The sequence below is a fragment of the Streptomyces sp. NPDC102270 genome, assembly GCF_044766405.1.
Taxonomy (GTDB): domain Bacteria; phylum Actinomycetota; class Actinomycetes; order Streptomycetales; family Streptomycetaceae; genus Streptomyces.
On the sequence record NZ_JBIWLX010000001.1, the window covers coordinates 60,389 to 85,901 of the forward strand.

The 25,513-nt window shown below is 71.2% G+C and carries 24 protein-coding genes; 11 read left to right on the forward strand and 13 right to left on the reverse strand.

Annotation, left to right across the window (positions count from 1 at the left end):
• Window positions 1-26: 26 nt before the first annotated feature.
• Entirely contained in the window at window positions 27-776 is a 750-nt protein-coding gene (gene recO / locus ACIRP7_RS00240) for a DNA repair protein RecO (protein ID WP_053851441.1), read from the reverse strand.
• Between the two features lie 191 nt (window positions 777-967).
• Between recO and ACIRP7_RS00245 the strand changes: the two genes are divergently transcribed.
• Entirely contained in the window at window positions 968-2,440 is a 1,473-nt protein-coding gene (locus ACIRP7_RS00245) for an alpha/beta hydrolase (protein ID WP_403651773.1), read from the forward strand.
• Here the strand turns inward: ACIRP7_RS00245 and ACIRP7_RS00250 are convergent.
• The gene (locus tag ACIRP7_RS00250; RefSeq protein WP_403651776.1) at window positions 2,428-3,543 is read right to left on the reverse strand and encodes an abortive phage infection protein; all 1,116 of its coding nucleotides are present in this window, start codon (window positions 3,541-3,543) and stop codon (window positions 2,428-2,430) included. The genes ACIRP7_RS00245 and ACIRP7_RS00250 overlap by 13 nt on opposite strands.
• A gap of 129 nt (window positions 3,544-3,672) precedes the next feature.
• Here ACIRP7_RS00250 and bla point away from each other — a divergent pair, with 129 nt between their 5' ends.
• A complete protein-coding gene (gene bla / locus ACIRP7_RS00255) occupies window positions 3,673-4,554 on the forward strand; it encodes a class A beta-lactamase (protein WP_403652991.1) in 882 nt (293 codons plus the stop codon).
• A 4-nt stretch (window positions 4,555-4,558) separates the two neighbouring features.
• Here the strand turns inward: bla and ACIRP7_RS00260 are convergent, their stop codons facing one another.
• Complete coding sequence (locus ACIRP7_RS00260) at window positions 4,559-5,005, reverse strand: protein phosphatase (RefSeq protein WP_403651779.1); 447 nt, start codon at window positions 5,003-5,005, stop codon at window positions 4,559-4,561.
• A gap of 63 nt (window positions 5,006-5,068) precedes the next feature.
• Here ACIRP7_RS00260 and ACIRP7_RS00265 point away from each other — a divergent pair, with 63 nt between their 5' ends.
• Together ACIRP7_RS00265 and ACIRP7_RS00270 are read left to right on the forward strand one after the other, a co-directional pair.
• Window positions 5,069-5,596, forward strand: coding sequence for a SigE family RNA polymerase sigma factor (locus ACIRP7_RS00265; RefSeq protein ID WP_403651782.1), 528 nt, complete (start codon window positions 5,069-5,071; stop codon window positions 5,594-5,596).
• Window positions 5,593-6,501: a hypothetical protein gene (locus ACIRP7_RS00270; RefSeq protein ID WP_403651785.1), complete on the forward strand. Its 909-nt coding sequence runs from the start codon at window positions 5,593-5,595 to the stop codon at window positions 6,499-6,501. Before ACIRP7_RS00265 ends, ACIRP7_RS00270 begins: the two co-directional genes overlap by 4 nt.
• 41 nt (window positions 6,502-6,542) lie before the next feature.
• Here the strand turns inward: ACIRP7_RS00270 and ACIRP7_RS00275 are convergent, their stop codons facing one another.
• From ACIRP7_RS00275 to leuA, 5 genes are all read right to left on the reverse strand, one after another.
• Entirely contained in the window at window positions 6,543-7,223 is a 681-nt protein-coding gene (locus ACIRP7_RS00275; RefSeq protein WP_403651788.1) for a response regulator, read from the reverse strand.
• Window positions 7,220-8,503 (reverse strand): sensor histidine kinase, encoded by a 1,284-nt coding sequence (locus ACIRP7_RS00280; protein ID WP_403651790.1) that lies wholly within the window; start codon window positions 8,501-8,503, stop codon window positions 7,220-7,222. The genes ACIRP7_RS00275 and ACIRP7_RS00280 overlap by 4 nt, the downstream gene beginning before the upstream one ends.
• Window positions 8,500-10,575, reverse strand: a complete 2,076-nt coding sequence (locus ACIRP7_RS00285) for an MMPL family transporter (RefSeq protein WP_403651793.1) — start codon at window positions 10,573-10,575, stop codon at window positions 8,500-8,502. The genes ACIRP7_RS00280 and ACIRP7_RS00285 overlap by 4 nt, the downstream gene beginning before the upstream one ends.
• Before the next feature lie 206 nt (window positions 10,576-10,781).
• Complete coding sequence (locus tag ACIRP7_RS00290) at window positions 10,782-11,477, reverse strand: TerB family tellurite resistance protein (protein ID WP_403651796.1); 696 nt, start codon at window positions 11,475-11,477, stop codon at window positions 10,782-10,784.
• A gap of 186 nt (window positions 11,478-11,663) precedes the next feature.
• Entirely contained in the window at window positions 11,664-13,385 is a 1,722-nt protein-coding gene (gene leuA, locus ACIRP7_RS00295; protein WP_403651799.1) for a 2-isopropylmalate synthase, read from the reverse strand.
• 329 nt (window positions 13,386-13,714) lie between these two features.
• On the opposite strand from leuA, the gene ACIRP7_RS00300 reads away from it, so the two are divergent.
• The 4 genes from ACIRP7_RS00300 to ACIRP7_RS00315 are packed head-to-tail and all read left to right on the forward strand — an operon-like array spanning window position 13,715 to window position 17,686.
• Entirely contained in the window at window positions 13,715-14,782 is a 1,068-nt protein-coding gene (locus ACIRP7_RS00300; RefSeq protein ID WP_403651802.1) for a M4 family metallopeptidase, read from the forward strand.
• A gap of 21 nt (window positions 14,783-14,803) precedes the next feature.
• Complete coding sequence (locus ACIRP7_RS00305) at window positions 14,804-15,070, forward strand: protealysin inhibitor emfourin (protein ID WP_352383775.1); 267 nt, start codon at window positions 14,804-14,806, stop codon at window positions 15,068-15,070.
• A gap of 58 nt (window positions 15,071-15,128) precedes the next feature.
• Window positions 15,129-16,451: a GH1 family beta-glucosidase gene (locus ACIRP7_RS00310; RefSeq protein ID WP_403651805.1), complete on the forward strand. Its 1,323-nt coding sequence runs from the start codon at window positions 15,129-15,131 to the stop codon at window positions 16,449-16,451.
• A complete protein-coding gene (locus tag ACIRP7_RS00315) occupies window positions 16,448-17,686 on the forward strand; it encodes an MFS transporter (RefSeq protein WP_403651808.1) in 1,239 nt (412 codons plus the stop codon). Before ACIRP7_RS00310 ends, ACIRP7_RS00315 begins: the two co-directional genes overlap by 4 nt.
• A gap of 94 nt (window positions 17,687-17,780) precedes the next feature.
• Here the strand turns inward: ACIRP7_RS00315 and ACIRP7_RS00320 are convergent, their stop codons facing one another.
• Complete coding sequence (locus ACIRP7_RS00320; protein WP_403651811.1) at window positions 17,781-18,671, reverse strand: NAD-dependent epimerase/dehydratase family protein; 891 nt, start codon at window positions 18,669-18,671, stop codon at window positions 17,781-17,783.
• Window positions 18,672-18,789: 118 nt separating this feature from the next.
• Here ACIRP7_RS00320 and ACIRP7_RS00325 point away from each other — a divergent pair, with 118 nt between their 5' ends.
• Window positions 18,790-19,644, forward strand: a complete 855-nt coding sequence (locus tag ACIRP7_RS00325) for a helix-turn-helix transcriptional regulator (RefSeq protein ID WP_403651813.1) — start codon at window positions 18,790-18,792, stop codon at window positions 19,642-19,644.
• Between the two features lie 6 nt (window positions 19,645-19,650).
• Here the strand turns inward: ACIRP7_RS00325 and era are convergent, their stop codons facing one another.
• On the reverse strand, window positions 19,651-20,619 hold the full coding sequence (gene era / locus ACIRP7_RS00330) for a GTPase Era (protein ID WP_403651816.1): 969 nt from the start codon (window positions 20,617-20,619) through the stop codon (window positions 19,651-19,653).
• Between the two features lie 165 nt (window positions 20,620-20,784).
• Here era and ACIRP7_RS00335 point away from each other — a divergent pair, with 165 nt between their 5' ends.
• Window positions 20,785-22,107 (forward strand): ammonium transporter, encoded by a 1,323-nt coding sequence (locus tag ACIRP7_RS00335; RefSeq protein ID WP_403651819.1) that lies wholly within the window; start codon window positions 20,785-20,787, stop codon window positions 22,105-22,107.
• Window positions 22,104-22,442 carry a P-II family nitrogen regulator gene (locus ACIRP7_RS00340; protein WP_356017762.1) on the forward strand — a complete coding sequence of 113 codons (339 nt, stop codon included), beginning with the start codon at window positions 22,104-22,106 and terminating at the stop codon, window positions 22,440-22,442. Before ACIRP7_RS00335 ends, ACIRP7_RS00340 begins: the two co-directional genes overlap by 4 nt.
• 22 nt (window positions 22,443-22,464) lie before the next feature.
• Here the strand turns inward: ACIRP7_RS00340 and ACIRP7_RS00345 are convergent, their stop codons facing one another.
• The 3 genes from ACIRP7_RS00345 to ACIRP7_RS00355 form a co-directional block, all read right to left on the reverse strand.
• On the reverse strand, window positions 22,465-23,460 hold the full coding sequence (locus ACIRP7_RS00345) for a WxL protein peptidoglycan domain-containing protein (protein WP_403651822.1): 996 nt from the start codon (window positions 23,458-23,460) through the stop codon (window positions 22,465-22,467).
• A 59-nt stretch (window positions 23,461-23,519) separates the two neighbouring features.
• Window positions 23,520-24,836 carry a beta-xylosidase gene (locus tag ACIRP7_RS00350; protein WP_403651825.1) on the reverse strand — a complete coding sequence of 439 codons (1,317 nt, stop codon included), beginning with the start codon at window positions 24,834-24,836 and terminating at the stop codon, window positions 23,520-23,522.
• 143 nt (window positions 24,837-24,979) lie between these two features.
• A complete protein-coding gene (locus ACIRP7_RS00355; RefSeq protein WP_403651828.1) occupies window positions 24,980-25,453 on the reverse strand; it encodes a hypothetical protein in 474 nt (157 codons plus the stop codon).
• Window positions 25,454-25,513 lie beyond the last annotated feature (60 nt).

A 25,513-nucleotide genomic window follows, 5' to 3' on the forward strand; every position in this document is an offset into this window, starting at 1 on the left:
GTGCTTCTCGTCTCCTCAGTGGTGCTCTACGACTTTTCCACGTACCGAAGGGAGCGCAGCCCGCGCTCCATGTGCCAGTGCAGGTAGGCGGACACCAGCCCGCTGCCCTCCCGGACGTACCGCGGCTCGCTCGCGTCCGCGGTCTCCCAGTCTCCCGTAAGCAGCGCGGCGAGGAGCTCCAGGGTCTGCGGCGACGGTACGACGCTGCCGGGCACCCGGCAGTCCACGCAGACCGAGCCGCCGGCGGCCACGGAGAAGAAGCGGTTCGGGCCGGTCATGCCGCATCGCGCGCAGTCGCTGAAGCTGGGCGCGTAGCCGTTCACGGCGAGGGAGCGCAGCAGGAAGGCGTCGAGGACGAGGTGGGGCGCGTGCTCGCCCCGGGCGAGGGTGCGCAGGGCGCCGACGAGCAGCAGATACTGCTGCACGGCCGGCTCGCCCTCATGGTCGGTGAACCGCTCGGCGGTCTCCAGCATGGCCGTCCCGGCGGTGTACCGGGCGTAGTCGGAGACGATCCCGCCCCCGTACGGCGCGATGGTCTCGCTCTGTGTGCACAGCGGCAGGCCGCGCCCGACGAGCTCGCTGCCCCGCGCGAAGAACTGCACGTCGACGTGGGAGAAGGGCTCAAGCCGCGCCCCGAACTTCGACTTGGTCCGCCGCACACCCCTGGCCACGGCCCGCACCCTTCCGTGCCCGCGCGTGAGCAGCGTGATGATCCGGTCCGCCTCGCCGAGCTTCTGCGTCCGCAGCACGACCCCGTCGTCCCGGAAGAGACTCATCGCACGCCTCCGCACCGGGTGCGCGGCGCGACGCCGTCGTAGCGGAACAGACTCATGAGCCCATTCTCCCCTACGCGGGAACCGTGGTCGTCGAAGTCCGCGACGACGGGCGCTGCCCTGGGGTAAACCCCCCTGGGAATCCGCCAGTTGACCGGATGGGATCGGGGCGGATGATCCGCGAGGCTCCTGGCATGAAGCAGATGACGAAGAGCCTCGCCCTGATCGCCGCCGCCTCCGGTGTCGTCCTCGGCGTCCTGACACCGCTCAGCGCGTCCGCCGCCGGTGGTCTCCGGTGGACCGAGTGCGAGGGCGGCGGCCTCGATCCGCGCCAGCGGTGCGCGACCGTCGCCGTGCCCATGGACTACGCCGACCCGGACGGCCCGAAGATCGAGATCGCCGTCTCCCGTATTCCCGCCGAGAACCCGGAGGCCCGGCGCGGTGCCCTGCTGCTCGTCCCCGGCGGGCCCGGCGGCGACAGCATGAACGACCCCTCGGGCAAGGGTCAGAAGCTGCCGGAGAAGGTGCGGGAGGCCTACGACCTGATCGGGTTCGCGCCGCGCGGGATGGCGCCCTCGACGGCCGTCGACTGCGGGCTCGAACACCGGGACCTGGCCCGCACGACCCTGCTGCCCTGGCCCGCCCCGGACGGCTCGGTCGAAGCGAACATGGCCGCGGGCCGGCGCGTCGCCGAGGCCTGCGCCCGCAACGGCGGCGAACTCGTCCGGCACATCAGCACCCTCAACGAGGCCCGTGACCTCGACCGCGTCCGCACCGCGCTCGGCGAGCGCAAGGTGTCCATATGGGGCGTGTCCTACGGCACCTATGTCACCGACGCCTACCTCCAGCTGTTCCCGCGGCGCACCGACCGTGTCGTCCTGGACAGCAACGACAACCCGGACCCGGTGCTGGGGGAGCGCGCCTGGCTCGCCGCGTTCGAGCGGGGTGCCGAGGACAACTTTCCCGAGTTCGCCGAGTGGGCCTCGACACCCGGCAACCCGGACCGCCTCGCCGACACGGCCACCGAGGTCCGCCCCCTGTTCCTGAAGCTCGCCGCCCGCCTGGACCGCGAGCCGATCCCCTGGCCGGGCGCCAACCCCGAGGAGCTGAACGGCAACGTCCTGCGCCAGACGATGCTCGACTCCTTCTACGACCCCGACGGCTACCCGGCCCTCGCCAAGCTGATCCTCGCCGCCAGGAAGGGCACGGTGCCGCCCGCGCCGACGGGCCCGCCCGAGGCCGTCCTCCAGAACGTCGCCGCGGTCGGCGCCGCCACCATCTGCAACGACGTCGACTGGCCGGACGACCAGGCGCTCTACCGCGAGGGCGTGGCCAGGAGCCGGGCCGAGTTCCCGCTGACCGGGGGCATGCCGAGGAACGCCATGCCGTGCACCGCCTGGCCGTGGGAGCCGAGGGAGGCACCCGTGCACGTCGGCGACCGCGGACCGTCCAACATCCTGATGGTGCAGAACGAACGGGACGTGGCCACCCCGCTCAGCGGTGCCCTCAAGCTCCGCGAGGCGCTCGGCCGGCGTGCCGTCATGGTCACCAACGACTCCACCGGCCACGACGCCTACCTCGACAACGGCACCGCGTGCGGCGACGCCACGGTGTCCCGCTTCCTGGCCACCGGCAAGCGGCCCGCGAAGGACCTCTACTGCCGCTGACCGCACCGTCCGTACCGGCGGGCCAGCGCGTGGAACGCCTCCTTCGGTTCCCAGTGCCAGGGTGAACGCGGGTCGTCGGGGCGGTCCTTGATCGCCTTGGCGATGCCGTAGCTCGCCATGTCGAGGTCGTGAAGCGGGTCGTCGGGGCGGTGCGGGGCGTCGGCGGTGAGGAACTCGAAGGCCATCGCGGCGTAGAGGCCCATCGACTCGAAGACATCGAGGAGTTGCGTGAGATAGACGGCCTGGGTGTGCTCGCTGCGGACGACGTGCCCCTTGATCTCCGGCGGGTCCTTGTCGTAGTCGACGATGTCCCAGCCCATGCCGCCGGCCTCGGGGGCACCGACGAAGGTGCAGGTGCCGAACTCGGTGATGGCGACGGGCTTGCCGAAGCGCTGGTACTGCCTCAACTCGCGTACGTAGTCCTGTGGTCGGCGGAAGTACGAGTAGTAGTCGATGCCGACCACGTCGAACAGGTTCCAGTCGACCTCGTCGTCCTGGGCGGCGGCGTAGCTCAGGCGGCCCTGGAAGACCGAGCGGCCCACCTCGGCCGCCCTCGCGGTGAAGCGGGCCAGTTCGCGCTGCATCCGCACCCGGTCGTAGGTGCCGTTCACCAGGTTCTCGATCCGCTCCAGGGCCGTGTCCCCCGGCAGGATGCCCGGCACGAACAGCCAGAACTCGCAGCCCACGCCGAGCTCGACGCTCGCGCCCTGCCGGCGCAGCCGCTCCGCGAACCGGCCGCACTCCGCCAGGTGGTCGAGGATGTCCCGCTGCGGGACGTCCCCGAGGGTCGGCTGGAGCCAGACGTGCAGTCCGCGTTCGGCCACCTCGGCGGCGGTGGCGGTGAGGCGTTCGACACCGTCGCCGGTGACGTCGACGGTGTCGGCGTGCAGGTCCTCGCGGATGGCCCGGATGTCCCGGCGCATCCGGGCGGTGCTCCAGGCGGTGCCGGGCGTCTCGCCCGCGCCGACGGTGTAGACGACACCGTGGCGTTCCAGTCCGCGCCCGGTCGCCTCCGAGCGGCCGGTCGGCAGCACCGCCGCCGCCCCCAGCGCCGCCGCTCCCGTCAGGAACTGTGCCCGGCTGATCCCCGTTGTCTTCTCCATGCCGCCACTGTGTCGGCCGCGGGCGGCCCTGTCCGTCGGCCGATGGTCTACGGCGGTGCAACCAAGGGATGACCGACGGCGTCGATCACTGAAGAGATCGGCTTCCGTCCCCGAGCGAAGGAGAGAAAGATCTTAGGCTCCGGAAAACTGTCCCGCCGCGCCCTCCTGGCCGCCGGCACGGCCACCGTCCTGACCGGCACGACCGCGTACGCCGCCGAGGACGCCGTCGGCACCCGGCTGCGCGCGCTGGAGGAGCGGTACGACGCCCGGCTCGGCGTCTTCGCGCACCACCTCACGGCCAGGCGGTCCGTCCGGTACCGCGCCGACGAGCGCTTCCCGATGTGCTCCGTGTTCAAGGCCCTCGCGGCCGCCGCCGTCCTGCGCGATCTCGACCGCGACGGCGAGGTGCTCGCCCGGCGGATCCACTACACCGAGGACGACCTGGTGATCCCGGGCTCGGACCAGACCGAGGCGCACCTCGCCGAGGGCATGACGATCGCCGAGCTCGCCGAAGTGGCCATCACCTACAGCGACAACACGGCCGGCAACCTCCTCCTGCGCGAACTCGGCGGCCCCACCGCGATCACCCGTTTCGCCCGCTCCCTCGGCGACCGGATCACCCGCCTCGACCGCTGGGAGCCCGAGCTCAACACCGCCGAGCCGTGGCGGCACACGGACACGACGAGCCCGTACGCCATCGGCCGCACCTACGGCCGGCTGGTCCTCGGCGACGCGCTGGACCGGCGGGACCGGGAGCTGCTCACGCACTGGCTGCTGAGCAACACGACCAGCGTCGACCGCTTCCACGCAGGCCTGCCGAAGACGTGGACCGTCGCCGACAAGACGGGCGGCGGCTCCTACGGCACCAACAACGACGTCGGTGTCGTCTGGACCGGGGCCGGTGACCCGATCGTCCTGTCCGTGCTGTCGACGATGCCCGCGCAGGACGCCGTACGGGTCGACGCGCTGGTCGCCGACGCGGCCGCGGTGGTCGCCGGCGCCCTGGGCTGACCGGTCAGAACCGCCGGACGTACCGCCGCTGCCAGGGTGTCTCCACCGCGCGGCGGTCGTAGTGCTCGCGCACGTACGCGACCGCCTCCTCCGGGGGCACTCCGTCCAGCACCGCCAGACAGGCCAGGGCCGTTCCGGTGCGGCCGCGGCCGCCTCCGCAGGCGATCTCGACCCGCTCGGCGGCCGACCGTTCCCAGGCGTCGACCAGGACCTCGCGGGCCTCGCTGTGGTCCGCCGGCAGGCGGAAGTCCGGCCAGCGGACCCAGCGGGAGGCCCAGGGGACCTCCGGCGGAGTGCCGCCGAGCAGATAGACGCCGTACGACGGTGCCGGCGCGGCCGGATCCAGCGGGTGCCGCAGGCCGCGGCCCCGCACCAGACGCCCGGACGGCAGCCGCAGGACGCCCGGGTCGTGTTCGTCCCACCCCTTCATGACCTCATTCGAACCCGTCATCGACGCTCGGGCAACCGAATCCGCCCCCACCGTGGTCTGGTGGGCGAGGGAGGGTGCCAGAAGATGCAGGCCGAACAAGAGGACCGGTTCCAGGAATTCGTCAGAGCCAGGTGGTCGCACCTCGTGCGGACCGCCTATCTGCTCACCGGCGACGCCCATCTCGCCGAGGACCTGACGCAGACGGCGCTGGCGAAGGCGTACCGCTCCTGGCGGCGCGTGGCGGGCAGCGACAACCCGGAGGCGTACGTCCGCCGGATGCTCGTCACCTGCAACAGCGACCGCTTCCGCAAGCGGCGGGTCAAGGAGTCGCTGACCGACGCACCGCCGGAGCGGGCGGGCCGCGACGAGGCGGTGGCCCGGGTCGACGAACGCGGGGTGCTGATGGCCGCCCTGGCCCAACTGCCGCCCAGGCAGCGGGCCGTGGTGGTGATGCGCTACTGGGAGGACCTGTCGGAGGCGGAGGCCGCCGAGGTGCTCGGCTGCTCACAGGGCACCGTCAAGAGCCAGGCGTCCAAGGGACTGGCGAAGCTGCGTACGTATCCGGGGCTCGCGCAGGTCATGGACCGCGCACCGCAGGGAGGCACCAAATGAGCGAAGAGGAGCGGGACTTCGAGGAGCGACTGCGGGAGCTGCTCTCCGAGGACGCGTACACGATCCGGCCCTCGCCGGTGCCGTATCCGCAGATCCGCCGCCAGGGCGTGGTCGAGCGACGGCGGCGGGTGGCGGTGACCGGGGCGGCTCTGGTGGCCCTGGCCGCGGTACCAGTGGGGGCGTTCGCGGTGGGCGGCGCGGGGACGGGGTCGGCCGACACGGCGACGACACCCACGGCGTCGGCGAGTGCCACACCGACACCCACCCCCTCCCCCACGCCCAGCGGGCCGGCGGGACCGGCCACGGCGGGGCAGCTCCGGGACGGAATCACGCTGGAGCAGGCCGTGGACGGGCTCGACAAGTGCCTCGCGCTGCAACGGCGGAACATCGCCCAGGGGGCCCACGGCTCGGATCCGGGCAAGGCCGAGGACTACCGGATCATCCTGGCGGTCAACAGCACCGGCGACAGCAACTCACCCGGTGACGGCATCTTCGTGGTCGCCGTGCAGGAGAAGCCGAAGCAGATCCGGCTGATCTGCAACATCAAGGACGGCGAAGCCTCCGGGTACAACATCAGCAGCGGCAGCGACCGGCAGTCGGACTCCCCGCCCGTGCTGGCCGACATCAACGCCAACAAGCTCTACCAGCAGTCGTTCCTGGACAAGGGCCACTGGAAACTGCCGTTCAGCTGGGGCTTCATCGGCACGGTCGAACCGAGCGTGGCCAAGGTGACCGTCTCGTACGGCGGCGTCGGCGGCGAGGCGGTCCTCGACCACGGTTGGTTCGTCGCCTCCGGCACCCTGACCGAACAGGTCACCAGGAACCCGCACATCAAGGGCTACGACAAGGGGGGCAAGCTGATCTACGACTCCGACGAGGACACGACATACCAGCAGGTGCAGTAGCGGGACAGCTCGGGGGGCGCCGTACAGGGGTCGGCGCCCCCTCACTGTCCGCGGGTCTCTGTGGCCCACGGAGTGACCATGCCCGACTCGTACGCCACGATGACCAGTTGGGCCCGGTCCCGCGCCCCCAGCTTCCCCATGATCCGGCTGACGTGGGTCTTCGCGGTGAGGGGGCTCAGGCCCAGTGCGCCCGCGATCTCGGTGTTGTTGAGGCCCCGCGCGACCAGGGCCAGCACCTCGCGCTCCCGGTCGGAGAGGCACTCGGGCCCACCACCCGGCGCCGGCACCGAGGGGCTGCGCAGGAACCGCTCGATCAGCCGTCCCGTCGGTCCCGGGGACAGCAGCGCCTCGCCGGCCGCCACCGTGCGGATGGCGTCGAGGAGTTCGGCCGGCCGGGTGTCCTTCACCAGGAAGCCCGAGGCCCCCGCGCGCAGCGCCTCGACGATGTTCTCGTCGGTGTCGTAGGTGGTCAGGACGAGCACCCGCACCCCGGCGAGCTCCTCGTCGGCCGCGATGAGCCGGGTCGCCTCGATGCCGTCGAGGTCGGGCATGCGGATGTCCATGACCACCAGGTCGGGCCGCACCGCGCGGACCGCCTCCACGGCCTCCCGTCCGCTGCCCGCCTGTGCGACGACCTCCATGTCCCGCGCCGACTCGACGAGCATGGCGAACGCGGCCCGCACCAGGGTCTGGTCGTCGGCGAGCAGCACGCGGATGGTCATACGGTTCCCTCCCCCACGGTGAGCGGCAGCGCCGCCGTCACCTCGAACCCGCCGTCCGGGCGTGGTCCGGCGTCGAGTGTGCCACCGACACTGCGGGCCCGCTCCCGCATGCCGACCAGTCCGAAGCCGGGGCTGCCGCCCGGGACGGGCCCGGTGCCGTCGTCGGTCACCGACACCCGCAGGGCGCCCGGTTCGTCGTACAGCCTCAGGCGTACGGCGGGGGTGGGGCCCGCGTGCCGGACCGCGTTGGTGAGCGCCTCCTGGACGATCCGGTAGGCGGCGGCGCCGACGGCGGGCGGTGGATCGGCGCGGATGCTCAGGTCCTGTTCGACGCGGGCGCCCGCGAGGCGTGCCGCCGCGACGAGGTCGGGCAGACCGTCGAGGCCGGGCAGCGGGCCACGGGTGTCCGCGGGGCCGTGGTCGCGCAGCACCTCCAGCGTCGTACGGAGCTCACCGCGCGCGGTGCGGCAGGTCTCGGAGATGTCGTCGAGTGCGGTGGCGACCGCCTCCCGGTCCAGGCGCTCGGGGTCGGCGGCCAGGACGTGCGCGGCGACGGAGGTCTGGACGCCGATCAGGGTGATGCTGTGGGCGAGCAGGTCGTGCAGGTCGCGGGCGATGCGCAGCCGTTCCTCGGCGACCCGGCGGCGGGCCTCCTCCTCGCGGGTGCGTTCGGCGCGGACGGCGCGCTCGACGATGGAGGCGACGTACTGGCGGTAGTAGCGGACGTCGATGCCGCAGAAGAGGACGGCGATGATCCAGCCGGAGGTCTGCAGCAGTTCGAGGGCCCGGTGGGCGTTGACGGTGAGCATCACGGTCAGCGAGACACTCAGCACGACGGCGCCCGTCAGGACCGTCCGCAGAGGGCGGCCGGTGACGGCGACCGTGTAGAGGGCGACGTAGGCGACGAGGGTGGGGGCCGCGTGGTTGTTGTCGAGGGCGTGGTACGGCGCAATCAGCGCCACCATCGCGGCCAGCACGAGCAGCGGACGGCGGCGGCGCCACACGAGCGGCACGTGGGCGGCGAGCAGCAGCGTCCAGCCGAGGGCGTCCGGGCGGCGGCCGTCGTCGATGAACAGGCCGGCGCACACGGCCGCCACCGCCAGCACGACGGCGAGGAGCGCGTCGTTGCGGGTGCCGTGGGGGGTGGTCCGCGGGTCGCGGTTGACCGCCGCCATGATCCGGTCCCCCAGCCGGGGCCTCGTGGTCTGGTGCACGGTGTCATCCTCGGGGCGGAGGGCGCCCTTCCGGGAGGGAAGGGCGCCCAGGAGCGACCTCGTCACACGGGTTCCGGCTGGCGCTCGGTCCGGACCGGCGGCTCGGGCGCCCGGGACAGTGCCCCCGGCCACCACACTTTCCGCCCCAGCGCGACGGCCGCGCTGGTGACCAGGTAGGTGCGGACGAGGAAGGTGTCGAGGAGGACGCCCACCGCGATCACGAAGCCCAGCTCCACGAGTTGGACCAGCGGCATGTTGGTGAGCACCGCGAAGGTGGCCGCGAGGACGAGTCCGGCGGAGGCGATGACCCCGCCCGTGGTCCGCAGCACGGTGAGGGCGGCGGTGACCGGTTCGGCGCCGGCCAGGGACTCCTCGCGCATGCGGTGCATCAGGAAGATGCCGTAGTCGACGCCGAGGGCGACCAGGAACACGAAGGACAGCAGCCCGAGCCCGGGATCGGTGCCCTCGAACCCGAACACCGGCCCGAAGACCAGTCCGCCGATGCCGAGGGCCGCGGCCCACACGGCGACCACGGCCGCCACGAGGAGCAGCGGCGCGACGAGGGACCGCAGCAGGACGATCAGGATGAGCAGCACAGAGACGAGGACGATCGGCACGACGATCGTCCGGTCCCGGGCGTTGGTGTCCTTCAGGTCGAGCTGCTGGGCACTGGGCCCGCCGACGTAGGAGCCGTCGAGTCCGTTCCGCAGGGCCTTGATGGTCGCGGTCTCCCCGGCGGACTGGGGAGCGTTCCTCGCGGTGACGGAGATCTCGGTCCAGCCGTCTCCGGTACGGCCCTTGCGCGCACTGTCGACACCCGCGGTGCCGCGGGCCGCGGCGAGGGCCGCGTCGGCGCGGTCGGCCGGGGCGATGACGGTGATGGGCTGGGTGCCCCGCTCCGGGTAGGCCTCGGCGAGCGTCTCCATGGCAGCGACCGCGTCGGGCCTGCTGGTGAAGGAGTCCTCCTGCTTGAGGCTGCCGGGCAGGTTCAGCACGCCCAGCGCGAGCGCCCCGAGCAGCACGGCCCCGCCGGCCAGCACGGTGAGCGGCCGCCGTCCGGCCGAGCTGCCCATCGCGGCGAACAGCGACCGGCGGACCTTGGGGATGCTGCCGTAGCGGGGCACGAGCGGCCAGAAGACGCGCCGCCCCAGCAGGACGAGGACCGCGGGCAGCAGCGTCATCATCGCGGCGAGCGCGACCAGCACCCCGACCGTCCCCAACGGGCCCATTCCGCGGCTGCTGTTGAGGTCGGCAGCGAGCAGGCACAGCAGTCCCGCGGCCACGGTCCCGGAGGAGGCGAGTACGGCGGGCCCGCAGCCCTTCAGCGCGGCCGCCATGGCGTCGTACGGCCGCTCGGTGCGCCGTAGCTCCTCCCGGTACCGGGAGACGAGCAGCAGCGCGTAGTCGGTGCCGGCGCCGAACACGAGGATCGTCATGATGCCGCCGCTCTGACCGGTGACGGCGGTCCCGAACCCCTGGTGGAGGCCGTAGGCGACGGCCCGCGCCAGGAACTCCGACATTCCCGCGACCCCGAGCGGCACCAGCCACAGCAGCGGGCTGCGGTAGATGACGATCAGCAGCAGCGCGACCACCGCGGCGGTGGTGTAGAGCAGCGGGCCGCCGAGCGAGTCGTAGACCTCGCCCGCATCGGTGGCGAGCGCCCCTTCCCCGCCGACCTCGACGCCGAGCCCGTTCCCGCCCTTCGCGATGTCGCGCACGTCGTTGACGAGGAGGTCGCGGGCCTTCTCGTCGGTGCCCGGCTCGGTGCTGGCGACGGGATACATCACGGTGGTCCCGTCCTTGGACGGAATGCCCTGCGGCTCGGCGGTGAGCGGGTGCGCGTCCGCGATCCGCCCGATCTGCCCGGCCGCGGTCGCCCTGTCGGCCGCCGTCAGCCCCCCGTCCCGGTGGTAGACGACGACCATCTGCGTGGCCTCGCCCCCGGGCAGCCGGTCCTGGATCTTCGCGACCTGCGTCGAGTCCGCGCTCGCCGGCAGATAGTCCACGGCCCGGTCCCGCTGCACGTCCGCAAGCTTCGACGCGAACGGCGACACGGCCGCCAGCACGACGATCCACAGCCCCAGCACGAGCCAGGGCAGGGCACGTCGTCGCCGTGCGCTCATCTTTGCGGCCCCCATGACGGGCCTCCCTCCGGTCGGACGTCTGAATCGCTTCCAGACTCCCGGCGCAAGGCCCGCAGTTCGTCGGGCGGGAGGGCGAGTCGGGGGCTACTGCCACGGGTGACCCGGGGCGCGGACTACTCCCCGGGGAGTATCAGGAGGGCGTCCGGGCCCGTCACGAGCAGCCTGGTCACGTTGTCAGGGCCGAGCCCACGGCAAAAGCGTCAGGACGGCGTCCGCGCCGCTGCCAGGAGCCGTGCCACGTCGTCCGCGCAGATCGTCAGGGCCGAGCCCACCGTCGTGAGGACGTCCCGCTCCGCCGGGGTGTACGGGCCGTCCGCGAGGGCGATGCGGGCCGCCTGGAGGAGGATCGACTCGCGGCCCGGCGGGGCGAGGTGGGGGGCGAGCGGGTCGAGGGCCTCGTGGAGCTCTATGGCGAGGCCGGCCCCGCAGGGGCGGTCGTAGACCCGGCCGGTGTCCTCGGCGAGGGCCTCGACCAGGGCCTCCAGCTGGCCCTCGGTGCAGTCGTCGAAGCCCGCCGCGCGGACCGTGGCGGCCGCGGTCTCCAGCGAGGTGCGCGAGCAGGTGCCGCCCGCCGCCAGGACTGCGAGCGCGACCGTGTGGACGGCGTCGCGGAGCATGGCCGAGAAACGGGTCGTGGTCGGGTGGTCGAGGACGTCGGTGCCGAAGTGGCGCCCGCAGGCCGCGCATTCCACCACCGGGCCGGTGTCGCCGCGCGGCAGCACCGGGACGCCCAGGAGGACGAGACGGCGACGGCCCGTCAGCCGCCGGAAGTTGCGGTCGCCCCCGCAGCCGGGGCAGAAGAACTCGCCGTCGCCGACGGTCGTCCACGCGGTACGGGTACCCAGGAGGCGCGCAGGCCTGGTGGCACGGCCGTTTCGTCCCCGTTCTGGCAGCACGTCGCACCTCCGCGTAACCTCGCGGCAACATCGCCGCGCTTGCGTGATGTTAGCCACATGAGTGAGGCGGAGTCAGCACCCCCGACGAGACCTACCCGTGACCTCCACGCGCCGATGGCCGATAAACGACGGGGCCTTGATCGCCGTATGCAGCGACCAAGGCCCCGAAACCGCCGGTCAGGGTGATTATCGAGCGGCTCGGTTGACGGCGGAGACGACCGCCTTCAGCGACGCACGCGTCGTGTTCGCGTCGATCCCGATTCCCCACAGAACCTTGCCGTCGATCGCGCATTCGATGTAGGAGGCGGCCTGCGCGGAGGCGCCCTCGCTCATCGTGTGCTCCTGGTAGTCCAGCAGCCGGGCGTCGATGCCGACCTTGGCCAGCGCGTCGAAGAAGGCCGAGATCGGGCCGTTGCCCGAGCCGGTCAGGACGGTGTCGACGCCGTCCACGGTGGCCTCCACCTTCAGCGTGTCCACGCCGTCCGTGTCGGTCGTAGACTGCCCGTTCTTGACCTGGATACGGCCCCACGGGTTCTCGGGGTTGGGCAGGTACTCGTCCTGGAAGACCGCCCAGATGGCGGACCCGGTGACCTCACCGCCCTCGGCGTCCGTCTTGGCCTGGATGAGCTTCGAGAACTCGATCTGCATCCGGCGCGGCAGGTCCAGCTTGTGGTCGTTCTTCAGGACGTAGGCGATACCGCCCTTGCCGGACTGCGAGTTGACGCGGATGACGGCCTCGTAGGAGCGGCCGACGTCCTTGGGGTCGATCGGCAGGTACGGCACCGCCCACTCGATGTCGTCGACGGTGACGCCCTTCGCGGCCGCGTCGGCCTCCATGGCGTCGAAGCCCTTCTTGATGGCGTCCTGGTGGGAGCCGGAGAAGGACGTGTAGACCAGGTCGCCCACGTACGGGTGGCGCGGGTGGACCTCCATCTGGTTGCAGTACTCCCACGTACGACGGATTTCGTCGATGTCGGAGAAGTCGATCTGCGGGTCGACGCCCTGCGAGAACAGGTTCATGCCCAGGGTGACCAGGTCGACGTTGCCGGTGCGCTCGCCCTGTCCGAACAGACAGCCCTCGACGCGGTCGGCGCCGGCCATCAGCGCCAGCTCGGCGGCGGCGACGGCGGTGCCGCGGTCGTTGTGCGGGTGGATCGAGATGCACACGTACTCGCGGCGGGAGAGGTTGCGGTGCATCCACTCGAAGCGGTCCGCGTGCGTGGAGGGGGTCGAACGCTCCACCGTGGCGGGCAGGTTGAGGATGATCTCGCGGCCCGGACCCGGCTGGTAGACGTCCATCACCGCCTCGCAGACCTCCAGGGCGAAGTCCAGCTCGGTGTCGGTGAAGATCTCGGGGCTGTACTGGTAGCCGAACTCCGTCTCCGGGCCCAGCAGCTTCTCCGCGTACTCCATCACCAGGCGGGTGCCGTCGACGGCGATCTGCTTGATGTCGTCCCTGGAGCCGCGGAAGACCACGCGGCGGAAGACGGGAGCGGTGGCGTTGTACAGGTGGACGGTGGCGCGCTTGGCGCCCTTCAGCGACTCGACGGTCCGCTCGATCAGGTCCTCGCGGGCCTGTGTCAGTACGGAGATCGTGACGTCGTCGGGGATCGCGCCCGGCTCCTCGACGATGGAGCGGACGAAGTCGAAGTCGGTCTGACCGGAGGCCGGGAAGCCGACCTCGATCTCCTTGTAGCCCATCTTGACCAGCTGGTCGAACATCCGGCGCTTGCGCTCGGGCGACATCGGGTCGATCAGGGCCTGGTTGCCGTCGCGCAGGTCGGTGGAGAGCCAGCGGGGGGCGACGGTGATCCGGTTGTTCGGCCAGGTGCGGTCCGGGATGTCGACCTGCTCGTACTGGCCGTACTTGTGGATCGGCATGGTGGTGGGCTGCTGGCGGTTCGCCATGATTGCGGGGCTCCTCAGGATGTCCGGGAAGGACGGCCGACACGCAACGCGAAGCTCCGCGGGGAGGGAGTCGACCTGGACTACAGGCCCTCGCCGCGGCAGCTAAGAAGAAGCAGCCCGAAACGCATGATGCGCAGAATGCTAGCGGAGCCGCTCTCGGTGCGGGGTGCTGTATCAGTATGCGGGACCAGGGAATCGAAAGGGAGTGAAGCGGACAAAAAGTGCGCCATACCACTTCGTCACGGAGCGTGCGCTTCCCTGTCCGTATATTTCACCAATCATGGTTGCGGCTAGTGACACAGTCATGACTCAGTGCAAGGGTGCCGGGCATGACGACCAACGGGGGCTTCGAGCCCGTCTTCTGCACCGTCGTACCGCCACACGTCCTGGACAAGCTGGCCCGCAACGACGACCCCGCACTCTCCGGTCCCGCCCGGCGCACCCTGATGCGCGACAGCGAGCTGCGCGGCCGCCGCCGTGTGACGACCGAGTTCGGCCTCGCGGCCGCGCCGACGGCGAAGGCGCCGTCGGACCGCCCGCTGCGGACCGTCTACGACGCCGGTCACCAGACCGGCCTGCCGGGCAGCAAGGTCCGCGCCGAGGGCTCCGAGCCCGGCCAGGACGCCACGGTCAACCGCGCCTACGCCGGTCTCGGCGCCACCTTCGACCTCTACCTGAAGGCCTACGCGCGCCACTCCATCGACGGCGACGGCCTCCCGCTCGACGCCACCGTCCACTTCGACGAGAACTACAACAACGCCTTCTGGAACGGCGAGCAGATGGTGTTCGGCGACGGCGACGGCGAGATCTTCCTCGACTTCACCATCCCGATCGACGTCATCGGCCACGAACTCACCCACGGCGTCACGCAGCACACGGCGAACCTCACGTACTACGGGCAGCCGGGCGCCCTCAACGAGTCGATGTCCGATGTCTTCGGCTCGCTCATCAAGCAGTACACGCTCGGCCAGACCGCCGCGGAGGCCGACTGGCTGATCGGCGCGGGCCTGCTCGCGCCCAGCGTCTCCGGCAAGGCACTGCGCTCGATGAAGGCGCCGGGTACGGCGTACGACGACGACGTGCTCGGCAAGGACCCGCAGCCGGCGACGATGGACGACTACGTCCGCACCGGCCGCGACAACGGTGGCGTGCACATCAACTCCGGTATCCCCAACCACGCGTTCTACCTGGTCGCGAGCGCCCTCGGCGGCCACGCCTGGGAGAAGGCGGGACAGATCTGGTACGACGTCCTGACCGGCGGCGAGCTCTCCGCGCGGGCCCTGTTCACCGACTTCGCGAAGCTCACGGTCGCGGCGGCGAAGGCCCGCTTCAGCGAGGGCGACGAACTCCAGGCCGTGTCGAAGGCCTGGGAGCAGGTCGGGGTGCGGATCCTGTGAGTTCGTACTAGACAGGGACCCATGCGTATTCAGGTGCGGCGCACGGGCGGGTTCGCGGGCATCGAGCGGCACAAGGAGGTCGACACCTCCGGGCGGCCCGATGCCCACGAATGGCAGGCCCTGGCCGAGAAGGCCCTCGCCGCCGGCCGGGGCACCCGTCCCATCGGGGTTCCGGACGGCTTCAGCTACGAGATCACCGTGGACGGCAGGACGGTGTACGCGGCCGATCCCCGGCTGACGGAGGAGCAGCGGCAGCTGATCTCGAAAGTACTCAAAGAGGGCGCGTAACTGCTTGTTCCCGCCTGCCCGTTGACTTCCCTACCCGCCGGTACGGATGATCCGGCGCATGGCGACTCAAGAGCATCCCCTCCCCCAGTTCCCGGCCGGCTTCCTGTGGGGCGTCTCCACCTCGGCCCATCAGATCGAGGGCGCGGCGGACAAGCGCGAGCGGTCCGTGTGGGACACCTTCACGGCCGAACCGGGACGGGTGAAGGACGGCTCGACGGCGGCGGTGGCCTGCGACCACTACCACCGCTACCGCGAGGACGTCTCCCTCCTGGCCGGCCTGGGCGTGGACGCGTACCGCTTCTCCATCTCCTGGCCGCGGGTGCGCTCCGAGGGCGGTCTCGACTTCTACGACCGTCTCGTGGACGAACTGGTCGCGGCGGGCGTACGTCCGGTCCCGACGCTCTTCCACTGGGACCTGCCGGTGACGCTTCAGGAGGGGGGCGGCTGGCTGGAGCGGGACACGGCCTCCCGGTTCGCCGAGTACGTGTCCCTGGTGGCCGACCGGCTCGGCGACCGCGTCAAGAAGTGGATCACCCTCAACGAGCCCGCCGAGCACACCCTGTTCGGCCACGCGCTCGGCGCCCACGCCCCGGGCAAGCAGCTGATGTTCGACGCGCTGCCCGCCGCCCACCACCAGCTCCTGGGCCACGGCCTGGCCGTCCAGGCCCTGCGCGCGGCCGGCGCCACGGACATCGGGATCGCCAACTCGCACGGCCCGACCTGGCCGGCCTCCCAGGAGCAACCGGATCTGGAGGCGGCGGACTTCTACGACCTGCTGCTGAACCGGCTGTTCGCCGAGCCGGTCCTGCTGGGTGAATACCCTTCAGGACTGGGTGAGTTGATGCCGGGCGACGTGGCCGCCGACCTCAAGGTCATCAGCGAGCCGCTCGACTTCTACGGCGTCAACTACTACGCCCCGACCCGTGTGGGCGCCCCGCAGGGCGAGGACATCGAGTTCGGCGGACTGACGATCCCGGCCGAACTCCCCTTCTCCGTCCAGGAGATCGAGGGCGTCCCGGTGACGGACTTCGGCTGGCCGGTGGTGCCCGAGGGGCTCACCGAACTCCTCACCACCTTCCACGAGCGCTACGGCGACCGTCTCCCGCCCGTCGTCATCACCGAGAACGGCTGTTCCTACGAGGGCGTCGACGACCAGGACCGGATCTCCTACCTGGACGGCCACATCCGCGCCCTCCACAGGGCGGTCGAGGCGGGCGTGGACGTACGCGGGTACTTCGTGTGGTCGCTGATGGACAACTTCGAGTGGGCTGAGGGGTACGCGCGCCGGTTCGGGCTGGTGCACGTCGACTTCGAGACGCTGGCCAGGACCCCGAAGGCGTCGTACGCGTGGTACCGGGAGCTGCTCCGGACACAGCGGTGAGCACGGCCCTCTCGGAGCCCGTCGAACGCGTCGGCAAGGGCTGGACCGCGTCCCTCTCGCTGGCCAACGTGGCGATCTGGGTGGGCTGGTACGGCCCCCTCCAGATCCTGCTGGCCCGGCAGGCGGAGGACTTCGCGCCCGGCACCGGTATGTCGAAGGAGACCCTGCTGGCCTGGGTGACCGGGGTGGCCGCGGTGGTGTCGCTGGCGGCGAACCCGTTCTTCGGCGCGCTCTCGGACCGCACCACGGCCCGCTGGGGCCGCCGCAGCCCGTGGATCGTGGCCGGTGCGGCGGGCGGCGCGCTGTCGCTTCTGCTGCTCGCCGGGGCGGGCGGGCTGTGGGTCATGACGCTGGGCTGGTGTCTGGTCCAGCTGACCCTGAACGCGTCCTTCGCGGCGGTCACGGCAGCCGTCCCGGACCGGGTGCCGCGGTTCCAGCGGGGCGCGGTGGGCGGCTGGATCGGGGCGGCGCAGATCCTGGGCGCGGTCGCCGGCACGGGTCTCGCGACGGCGGCGGGCGGGATCGCGGCGGGCTATGCCGCCTGCGCGGTGTTCACGCTGGCGGGCGTCCTGCCGTACGTGCTCCGCCACCGGGACCTCACACTGAGGCCCGCGGACCGTCCCACCTGGTCCTGGCGGTCGTTCGCGCGCGGCTTCTGGCTGAGCCCGCGCCGGTACCCGGACTTCGCCTGGGCCTGGGTGACCCGCTTCCTGATCAACCTCAGCAACGCGCTGGTGCTTCTGTATTTGCTGTACTACCTGCGGGACCGCCTGCACTACGACGACCCCGAGCGGGGCGTGCTGATCCTGACCGCGGTGGACAGCGTGGCGCTGCTGGCCACCGTGGTCGTGGGCGGCGTCTGGTCGGACCGGGTGGGCCGCCGCAAGCCGTTCGTGCGCTGGTCCGGCGTGCTGATGGCGGTGGCCACGGGAGTGCTCGCCGTGTGGCAGACCTGGCCGAGCGCGATCGTCGTGGCGGCGCTGCTGGGGGTGGGCCTCGGGGTGTTCATGTCGGTCGACTTCGCGCTGATGACGGACGTCCTGCCGACGGCTCTCGACCGGGGCAAGGACCTGGGCGTCATCAACGTGGCCAACTCGCTGCCCCAGGTGGCCGCCCCCGCCATCGCCGCACCGATCGTCACGCACCTGGGGGGATACCGGGTGCTGTACGGGGTGGCGGCGGTGGTGGGGTTGGCGGGGGCGGTGCTGGTCGGCCGTATAAAAAACGTCGACTAGAGGCCGTCAGGGGCGCGGGACTGTATCGATGTGCGGCTCCGCCGCGCGGGCGCGACAAGCCACGACGACCCGCACACGCCCACCGGCCGAAGCATCACAACGCCCCGGCCTCCCGAGCTGCATAAACCGACGGATACACCGGCCGATACCCCAGCTCCCGCCGAATCCGCTCGGTGGACATGATCACCAGCCACGGATCGGGATCGACCCGCTCGTACAACTCACCCGGGATCTCCACCCCGTTGAGCTGATACAACTCCACCGCCGTCACAGGCGCGTCGTCGGCGATGTTGTACACCCGCCCCGAGATCCCCGGTGCGTGCAGGATCCGCAACAGCCCCTGGGCGACATCCGCATGGTGCCCCATGTGCAGCCGCTGGGTCGACGCCCAGTTCTTCGCCCACATCAGGGACTGGGCGAGATGCGGATCCCCCTCGCCGTAGACGAAGGGAAGCCGCCCGACCCGCACGTCGAGCCCCTCCAGCGCGAAAAGCTCCCGCTCGGCCTCCGCCTTGGACGCGGGATAGGCACCCCACATGGACCCGCCGGGCCGGCTCTCGTCCTCCTCCGTCACCGGGCGCCCGCGCCCCCGGCCGTACACAAGACCGGTGCTGACCTGCACGAACCGTCGAACGCCGGAAGCCACCGCGGCACGGCCCAGTTCCACGGCCGCGTCCCGGTTGACGGCCCAGGCCTCCTCGTCCGGCACGCCCCGGAAAGACGCGGCGACGTTCACGACCGCGTCCACCCCGGCGACGGCCTTGCCGAGCACGTCCGTATCGCGGAGATCTCCTACGACGACCTCGGCGCCGAGTTCGGCGAAGGGCTCACCGCGGGCCGTGTCCCGCACCAGCACCCGTACCTTCCCCCACTCTCGGCTTCGCTCGAGCGGGGGGACCCCCATCCCGGGCCGGGACTGCGCCAGCAGCCTGGGCACAAAGCGCCGGCCGACCTGTCCCGTCGTACCTGTCACCAGTGTCAGCATGTGCTGCTCCTCTCGTCCGGACCAGCGTGGAACGGCCGGGCGGGCACCGGGAGAGACCTCTTGATCGGGGGATCGGCAGGCCCTGGATAAGCCGGACCGGGTGCCGCACGCTGGAGGAGTGAACCGAGCCGAACTCGCCGACTTCCTGCGCCGTGGCCGCGCCCGGCTGAACCCGTCCGACGTGGGTCTGTCGCCGGGCGCCCGGCGCCGCACGCCCGGGCTGCGCCGCGAGGAGGTGGCCCAGCTGGCGGGGATGTCGGTGGACTACTACACGCGGCTGGAGCAGTCCCGGGGCCCGCGGCCGTCCCGTCAGATGCTGACCGCGCTGGCCCGGGCGCTGCGCCTGACCGACGTGGAGCAGGACCATCTGTTCCACCTGACCGGCGAGGAGCCGCCGCGCCGTGAGACGGCGTCGGCGCATGTCCGCCCGGGGCTGCTGCTGATCCTGGACCGGCTGCACGACACCCCGGCGCAGGTGGTGAACGACTGCGGCGAGGTGCTGGCGCAGAACGCGATGGCGAAGGCGCTGGTGGGCGACGCGATGTCCCGGCCGTGGCGCGATCGCAACCTGGTCCGGCGCTTCTTCCTGGACCCCGCGGCGCGCACGCTCTTCCCCGAGGAGGACCTCGCGGAGCACGCGCGCACCCAGGTCGCCACCCTGCGCGCGGTGGCCGCGGCCCGCCCCGACGATCCGGAACCGACCGCGCTGGTGACCGAACTCCGGTCGGCCAGCGAGGAGTTCGCGCGCCTGTGGGACGAACACGAGGTGTCCCAGCGCAACAGGGCGACGAAACGCTTCGTCCACCCCGTGGTGGGCCTGCTGGAACTCGACTGCGAGGTCATGGTCAGCCACGAACACCACCACCTCCTGGTCGTCCACACGGCCCGCCCGGGAACGGAGGCGTACGAACGACTGCAACTGCTGAGGGTGGTGGGGCTGCAGGACCTGACCCCGCAGGAGGCGACTCCGTAAAGGCCTCTAGAATCCCAGCTTCCGCAACTGCCGAGGATCCCGCTGCCAGTCCTTCGCCACCTTGACGTGGAGGTCCAGGAAGACGGGTGTGCCGAGGAGGGCCTCGATCTGCTTGCGGGACTTGATGCCGACCTCCTTCAGGCGCTTGCCCTTGGGGCCGATGATGATGCCCTTCTGGCTGGGGCGCTCGATGTAGACGAAAGCGTGGATGTCGAGGAGGGGCTTGTCGGCGGGGCGGTCCTCTCGGGGGAGCATCTCCTCGACGACCACCGCGATGGAGTGCGGGAGTTCGTCGCGGACGCCCTCCAGCGCGGCCTCGCGGATCAGCTCGGCGATCATGACCTGCTCCGGCTCGTCCGTGAGGTCGCCCTCGGGGTAGAGCGCCGGGCCCTCGGGAAGCATCGGGACCAGCAGGTCCGCCAGCAGGTCGACCTGCTTGTTGGCGGTCGCGGAGACCGGGACGATCTCCGCCCACTCGATGCCCAGCTCCTTGCCGAGCTGGTCGACGGCGATCAGCTGCTCGGCCAGCGTCTTGGAGTCGACGAGGTCCGTCTTCGTGATGATCGCGACCTTCGGGGACTTCTTGATCCCCGCGAGTTCCTTCGCGATGAAACGGTCCCCGGGCCCGAGCTTCTCGTTCGCCGGAAGACAGAACCCGATCACGTCGACCTCGGCCCACGTGGTGCGTACGACGTCGTTCAGCCGCTCCCCCAGCAGCGTGCGCGGCTTGTGCAGCCCGGGGGTGTCGACCAGGATCAGCTGGGCGTCGGGCCGGTGCACGATCCCCCGCACCGTGTGCCGCGTCGTCTGCGGCTGGTTCGCGGTGATCGCCACCTTCTGCCCGACGAGAGCGTTCGTGAGGGTGGACTTGCCCGCGTTGGGGCGGCCCACGAAACAGGCGAAGCCGGCGCGGTGGGGTGCCTGCGACGAGGCCGACGGCTCGGATGACTGACTGCGAACGCTCATGCGCCCCATTCTCCCTGATCCACAGAGCCCCGCCGTACAAGCGCCCGAGCACCCGCGTTCCGGTGAGCTTCCCGAAACCTCCACGCAATGAAACATCACGGAAACACCGACGTGCTCAACCGGAAACGCACTCCGGTGACCCTCTGACGAGCCCCCACCTCGTTGGAGACCTCCATGCCCCTCGCCGCCGCACAAGCAGCAGCGCGTATCGACACCGGTGACACCGCCTGGCTGCTCGCCGCCACCGCTCTCGTCCTGCTGATGACCCCGGGGCTCGCCCTGTTCTACGGCGGCATGGTCCGCACGAAGAGCGTCCTCAACATGCTGATGATGAGCTTCGTGTCGATCGCCCTGGTCACGGTGGTGTGGCTGGCCGCCGGCTACTCCCTCGCCTTCGGCGACGACACGTTCGGCGGCCTGATCGGCGACCTGGAGCACGCCGGGATGGGCGGCCTCGGCCCCGACAGCGTCCACGGCACCGTCCCCACCCTCCTCTTCGCCACCTTCCAGCTCACCTTCGCGATCATCACGGCGGCGCTGATCAGCGGCGCGATCGCGGACCGCGCGAAGTTCGGGGCGTGGCTGGTGTTCGTCCCGGTCTGGGCGCTGCTGGTATACGTTCCGGTCGCCCACTGGGTGTGGGGCCCGGGCGGCTGGGTCCTGGACAAGCTCGGCGCGCTCGACTTCGCGGGCGGTCTGCCCGTCGAGATCACCTCCGGCGCCTCCGGTCTCGCCCTCGCGCTGGTCCTCGGCCCGCGTCTGGGCTTCAAGAAGGACGCCATGCGCCCGCACAACCTCCCCATGGTCGTCCTCGGCGCCGGGCTCCTCTGGTTCGGCTGGTTCGGCTTCAACGCGGGCTCGGCCCTCGGCGCCAACGGCCTCGCCGCCGCCGCCTTCCTCAACACCCTCGCCGCCGGCTGCACCGGCCTGCTCGGCTGGCTCTTCGTCGAGCAGAAGCGCGACGGCCACCCCACCACCCTGGGCGCCGCCTCCGGCGCGGTCGCGGGCCTGGTCGCGATCACCCCGTCCTGCGGCTCGGTCTCCCTCCTCGGCGCGCTCGTCGTCGGCCTCGCCGCCGGTGTCGTCTGCTCCTACGCGGTGGGCTGGAAGTTCAAGCTGAACTACGACGACTCACTCGACGTCGTCGGCGTCCACCTGGTCGGCGGAGTCATCGGCACACTCCTGATCGGCGTGTTCGCAGTGAAGGAGATGACCGGCGGCACCGAGGGACTGCTCTACGGCGGCGGCCTCGCCCAGCTCGGCAAGCAGTTGATGGCCGTGGTCGCCGTGGGGGCGTACGCCTTCCTGGTGACGTACGGCATCGGGAAGCTGATCGACAAGGTGCTGGGCTTCCGGGCCGACGAGGAGCACGAGCAGACCGGCCTGGACCTTACGGTGCACGCCGAGACCGCATACGATCACGGCGTCCTGGGCCACGGTGCCCCGGTCGGCGCGTCCTCCGTCCCCCACGCCCAGAAGGTCAAGACCCAGGCATGAAGCTCATCACCGCGATCGTCAAGCCGTACCGCCTCGACGAGGTCAAGACCGCGCTCCAGGAGATCGGCGTCCACGGCCTGACCGTGACCGAGGCCAGCGGCTACGGCCGTCAGCGCGGCCACACCGAGGTGTACCGCGGCGCCGAGTACCAGGTCGACCTGGTTCCCAAGGTCCGCATCGAGGTCGTCGTGGACGACGCCGACTCGGACGCCGTCATCGACGCGATCGTCAAGGCCGCCCACACGGGCAAGATCGGCGACGGCAAGGTGTGGGCGCTGCCGGTGGAGACGGTCGTACGGGTACGGACGGGCGAGCGCGGGCCGGACGCGCTTTAGAGCGAGGGGCGCGGGAGGGCTTTCAGGGGCGCGGGGCTGCATCGATGTGCGGCTCCGCCGCGGGGCGCGACCAGCCCCCACCGGCCCGCACCCGCAAACGAACCCACAACCCCCCGCCCACCATCACCGCCACCGACAGAACAACGGCGACCAACCACGGCAAGGCGAAGAAACTCGCACTCGCCGACTCCCGCGTTTCCTTCGCGCTCGCCGTCAACTTCACGTCACCCCAGTCGAGTTGCGGTGCGCCCCGCCACGGCTCGCTCAGCCGCACCCGCTGGCCGGGCAGCAACTCTCCCGGGATGCGCGCGAGTTCACGGGCGAGCAGCGTGCGCCCGAACAGTCCCGTCGCCCGCAGCTCCACCTTCGGGTTCAGGGTGACGTTGCCGGTGTTGCGCAGGGTGTACGAGATCGTCGCACCGCTGTCCCCCAACCCCGGCACCAGCGGCTGGTGGTGGCTGACGTGGACGTCCTCGACGGCGATCGCCGGGACGGTGGGCCCGCCGACGCGAAGGTAGATCCGGGCCGCGACGGCCCGCTGGACCCCGAGCGCCACCGCGCCGTCGCCCTTGTCGATCCGTTCGTCCAGTGCCACCAGCGCGCCGGGATGGTCGCCCGGTTCGGCGCCCTCGGGCACCGACAGCGTGAAGGGCACGGTGACCTTGCCGTGCGCGGGGACGGTCACCCGGGACTTCGCGGGCTTTGCCCAGGCCCCGACCCCGCGCTGCTTCTCGGCGATCGTCCGCACGGCGAAACCGCCGTCGCGGGCGGTGTTGTAGGCGTCGGCGGCGTAGAGCCGGAAGGTCAGCGGCCGAGCGGTCCTGTTGCTGACGACCACCTTGTCGTCGATGCTCTGCCCGGGGTCGGCGGAGAGATAGAAGTAGGGCCGCGCGGCGATCTGCGAGGCGGCGGGATACACGGACCAGCTGCCGTTGTCGGCGCCGTACGCGGGCGCGGCGGCCGTGACCAGGAACAGGCTGAGGAGAAGGCCCGGGAGAAGGACGTACAGCTTGCGCATGGGTGCGGACCCCCACGGGTGCGAGAAGGACGGACGGGCGGGTGCGGGCGCCCGTACGGTCAGCTGAGCGTGAGGGTGAGAACGCCGGAGTACGTGCCGGGAGGCGTGAACGCCGGTACGTTCAGGGAGAGTCCGGCGCCCGCGGTGAACTCGCCGCCGGTGAGCGCGGCGTTGGGCGTGGACGCGAGAGTCGCCCCCGAGGATCCGACCGGACCGGCGGAACCGGCCTGGCAGGTGCTCGGGCTGCCCGCCTTGGTGGCGCAGGTGGGGCTCCAGCTCAGCGCACCGGCGTCGATCTTGGCGCCGGGTCCGGTGAAGTCGGTGACCTTGCCGGTGAGTGACCAGCCGGCGGGTCCGCCGCGGAAGTCCTTGACGGTCACCTTGTTCAGGTCACCGGTCGAGGGCCCGCCCGTGCCGTAGTCCACCGGCGAGAGGCTGACGGAGTCCCCGGCCTGGGACATGGACAGCGTGCCGGCCTTCACCGTGGTGGTGACCTTCTGACTGCCGGCGGGAACGGGTGTGTCGTCGATGACGACGTACGCCTTCGGCCCGGCCCCCTTGGCGTCGCTCCACGCGCTGCCCTCGTACGCCACGACACCGGTCGTCGTCTTGTCCTTGACGACGAGTGATCCGCTGAAGGTTCCCGAGGAGTCGGCGGTGACGGTGGCGGTGTCCGCGGTCTGGGCGGCGCCGGCCCGCCCGGCCAGGGTGACCGCCGCACCGGGGGTGAACTTGCTGCCGGTGACCGTGACGCTGTCACCGGGCTTCCCGGAGGCCGAACCCAGTGCGATGTCCCGCTGGTTGACGGGGGTCGCGTCCGTCGCAGTGACCGTCTCGGAGACCGGGGCGGGCGGGGTGATCACCGTGCAGGGGGTGTCCAGTTCGAGGATGTAGCTGGTGTGGATGTTGTAGTCGCCTGGCGACAGGGTGATCGCGCCGGGTGAGGTGACCTTGAAGGTGCCAGTCATCGAGAACGACGGGAAGGCGCCGTTGCCCGGCACCGGGTCGTTCTTCTTCGGTCCGGCGACCGTCACGGCGCCGGTCTGGGCCCCGCCGAGGGTGACCTTGCCGGTCGGCGTCATGATGTCGGCCGGCAGTGCGATGGCGGTGGGGTTGCTGGCGGCGGGTTTGACCACCGTGTAGGTCACGGTGACGGTGTCGCCCACCTTGGGGCTGGTGTTGTCCACGGCGATGGCGGCCGTCGTGGTGCCGTCGATCGGTGGGATGCCCGCGACCGCGGGCGGGATGCAGTGCGTGGCGAAGTCCACGTTGGTGGCGGCACCGGCCGGACAGGCCAGTGCGCCGCCCGCGGTGACCGCGAGTGCGGTCGCCCCGACAAAGGACGCCATACGGCGTCTTCGAGTCGTCGAACCCATGGATGTGCCCCCTCCGGAAGCTCCTGAAGTCCTGTGCCGACAGGGGGCATTGATGTGTGGATCGCGTGAGAAGTCAATGGAGTTGCCGCAGAAACCTGACGCTCTGTCAGTTCCTGCGGCAACCACGTGACGTGCCGGGAGGATCAGTCGAACACAAAGGGTCCGGGCGACTGCGGACCGGTCGCCGTGCAGGTGACGGTGATCCCGAAGACGACGATCTGGAGCGAACCGCCGTACGACTCCAGGCTGTCGCCGGAGGCCACGGTGCCGTTGAGGGGGCCGACCGTGACGGGGTCGCCGGCCGCGATGGCGGGGTTCTCGGTGCCGGAGAAGGTGGTGGTGCCGCCGTTCGCGTTCACGAAGGTGAGCGTCGAGGAGATCGAGTCCTCGTCGAGTGCGAGCGGGGCGTTGATCGCCGAGGTGACCGTGACGGTGGCCGCGGTGCCGTCCTGGGCCGCGGTCAGGGTGGCCTGGCCGCTGCCGTAGAGGCCGCAGTCCGCGTCGATGGTCGCGGTGTCCGGGGTGACGGCCGCGGCGGTGGGGGCGAACGCGAGCCCGAGGGCCGCGAGCGTGCCGACGACCAGTGCCGCACCAGTGCCTGTGCGCTTGCCTTTCATGGAATCCGGTTCCCTTCCCGTGGTGGGGAGTGCCATGTGGGGATGGACGGGGGGGTGCAT

Coding starts and splice junctions, on each gene's coding strand:
- ACIRP7_RS00245 (WP_403651773.1), top strand. CDS start 968: ATGAAGCAGATGACGAAGAGCCTCGCCCTGATCGCCGCCGCCTCCGGT.
- ACIRP7_RS00260 (WP_403651779.1), bottom strand. CDS start 5,005: ATGACGGGTTCGAATGAGGTCATGAAGGGGTGGGACGAACACGACCCG.
- ACIRP7_RS00345 (WP_403651822.1), bottom strand. CDS start 23,460: ATGCGCAAGCTGTACGTCCTTCTCCCGGGCCTTCTCCTCAGCCTGTTC.
- ACIRP7_RS00350 (WP_403651825.1), bottom strand. CDS start 24,836: ATGGGTTCGACGACTCGAAGACGCCGTATGGCGTCCTTTGTCGGGGCG.
- ACIRP7_RS00300 (WP_403651802.1), top strand. CDS start 13,715: ATGACGACCAACGGGGGCTTCGAGCCCGTCTTCTGCACCGTCGTACCG.
- leuA (WP_403651799.1), bottom strand. CDS start 13,385: ATGGCGAACCGCCAGCAGCCCACCACCATGCCGATCCACAAGTACGGC.
- ACIRP7_RS00355 (WP_403651828.1), bottom strand. CDS start 25,453: ATGAAAGGCAAGCGCACAGGCACTGGTGCGGCACTGGTCGTCGGCACG.
- ACIRP7_RS00275 (WP_403651788.1), bottom strand. CDS start 7,223: ATGACCATCCGCGTGCTGCTCGCCGACGACCAGACCCTGGTGCGGGCC.
- recO (WP_053851441.1), bottom strand. CDS start 776: ATGAGTCTCTTCCGGGACGACGGGGTCGTGCTGCGGACGCAGAAGCTC.
- ACIRP7_RS00265 (WP_403651782.1), top strand. CDS start 5,069: ATGCAGGCCGAACAAGAGGACCGGTTCCAGGAATTCGTCAGAGCCAGG.
- ACIRP7_RS00320 (WP_403651811.1), bottom strand. CDS start 18,671: ATGCTGACACTGGTGACAGGTACGACGGGACAGGTCGGCCGGCGCTTT.
- ACIRP7_RS00305 (WP_352383775.1), top strand. CDS start 14,804: ATGCGTATTCAGGTGCGGCGCACGGGCGGGTTCGCGGGCATCGAGCGG.
- ACIRP7_RS00270 (WP_403651785.1), top strand. CDS start 5,593: ATGAGCGAAGAGGAGCGGGACTTCGAGGAGCGACTGCGGGAGCTGCTC.
- ACIRP7_RS00340 (WP_356017762.1), top strand. CDS start 22,104: ATGAAGCTCATCACCGCGATCGTCAAGCCGTACCGCCTCGACGAGGTC.
- era (WP_403651816.1), bottom strand. CDS start 20,619: ATGGGGCGCATGAGCGTTCGCAGTCAGTCATCCGAGCCGTCGGCCTCG.
- ACIRP7_RS00250 (WP_403651776.1), bottom strand. CDS start 3,543: ATGGAGAAGACAACGGGGATCAGCCGGGCACAGTTCCTGACGGGAGCG.
- ACIRP7_RS00310 (WP_403651805.1), top strand. CDS start 15,129: ATGGCGACTCAAGAGCATCCCCTCCCCCAGTTCCCGGCCGGCTTCCTG.
- ACIRP7_RS00335 (WP_403651819.1), top strand. CDS start 20,785: ATGCCCCTCGCCGCCGCACAAGCAGCAGCGCGTATCGACACCGGTGAC.
- ACIRP7_RS00285 (WP_403651793.1), bottom strand. CDS start 10,575: ATGGGGGCCGCAAAGATGAGCGCACGGCGACGACGTGCCCTGCCCTGG.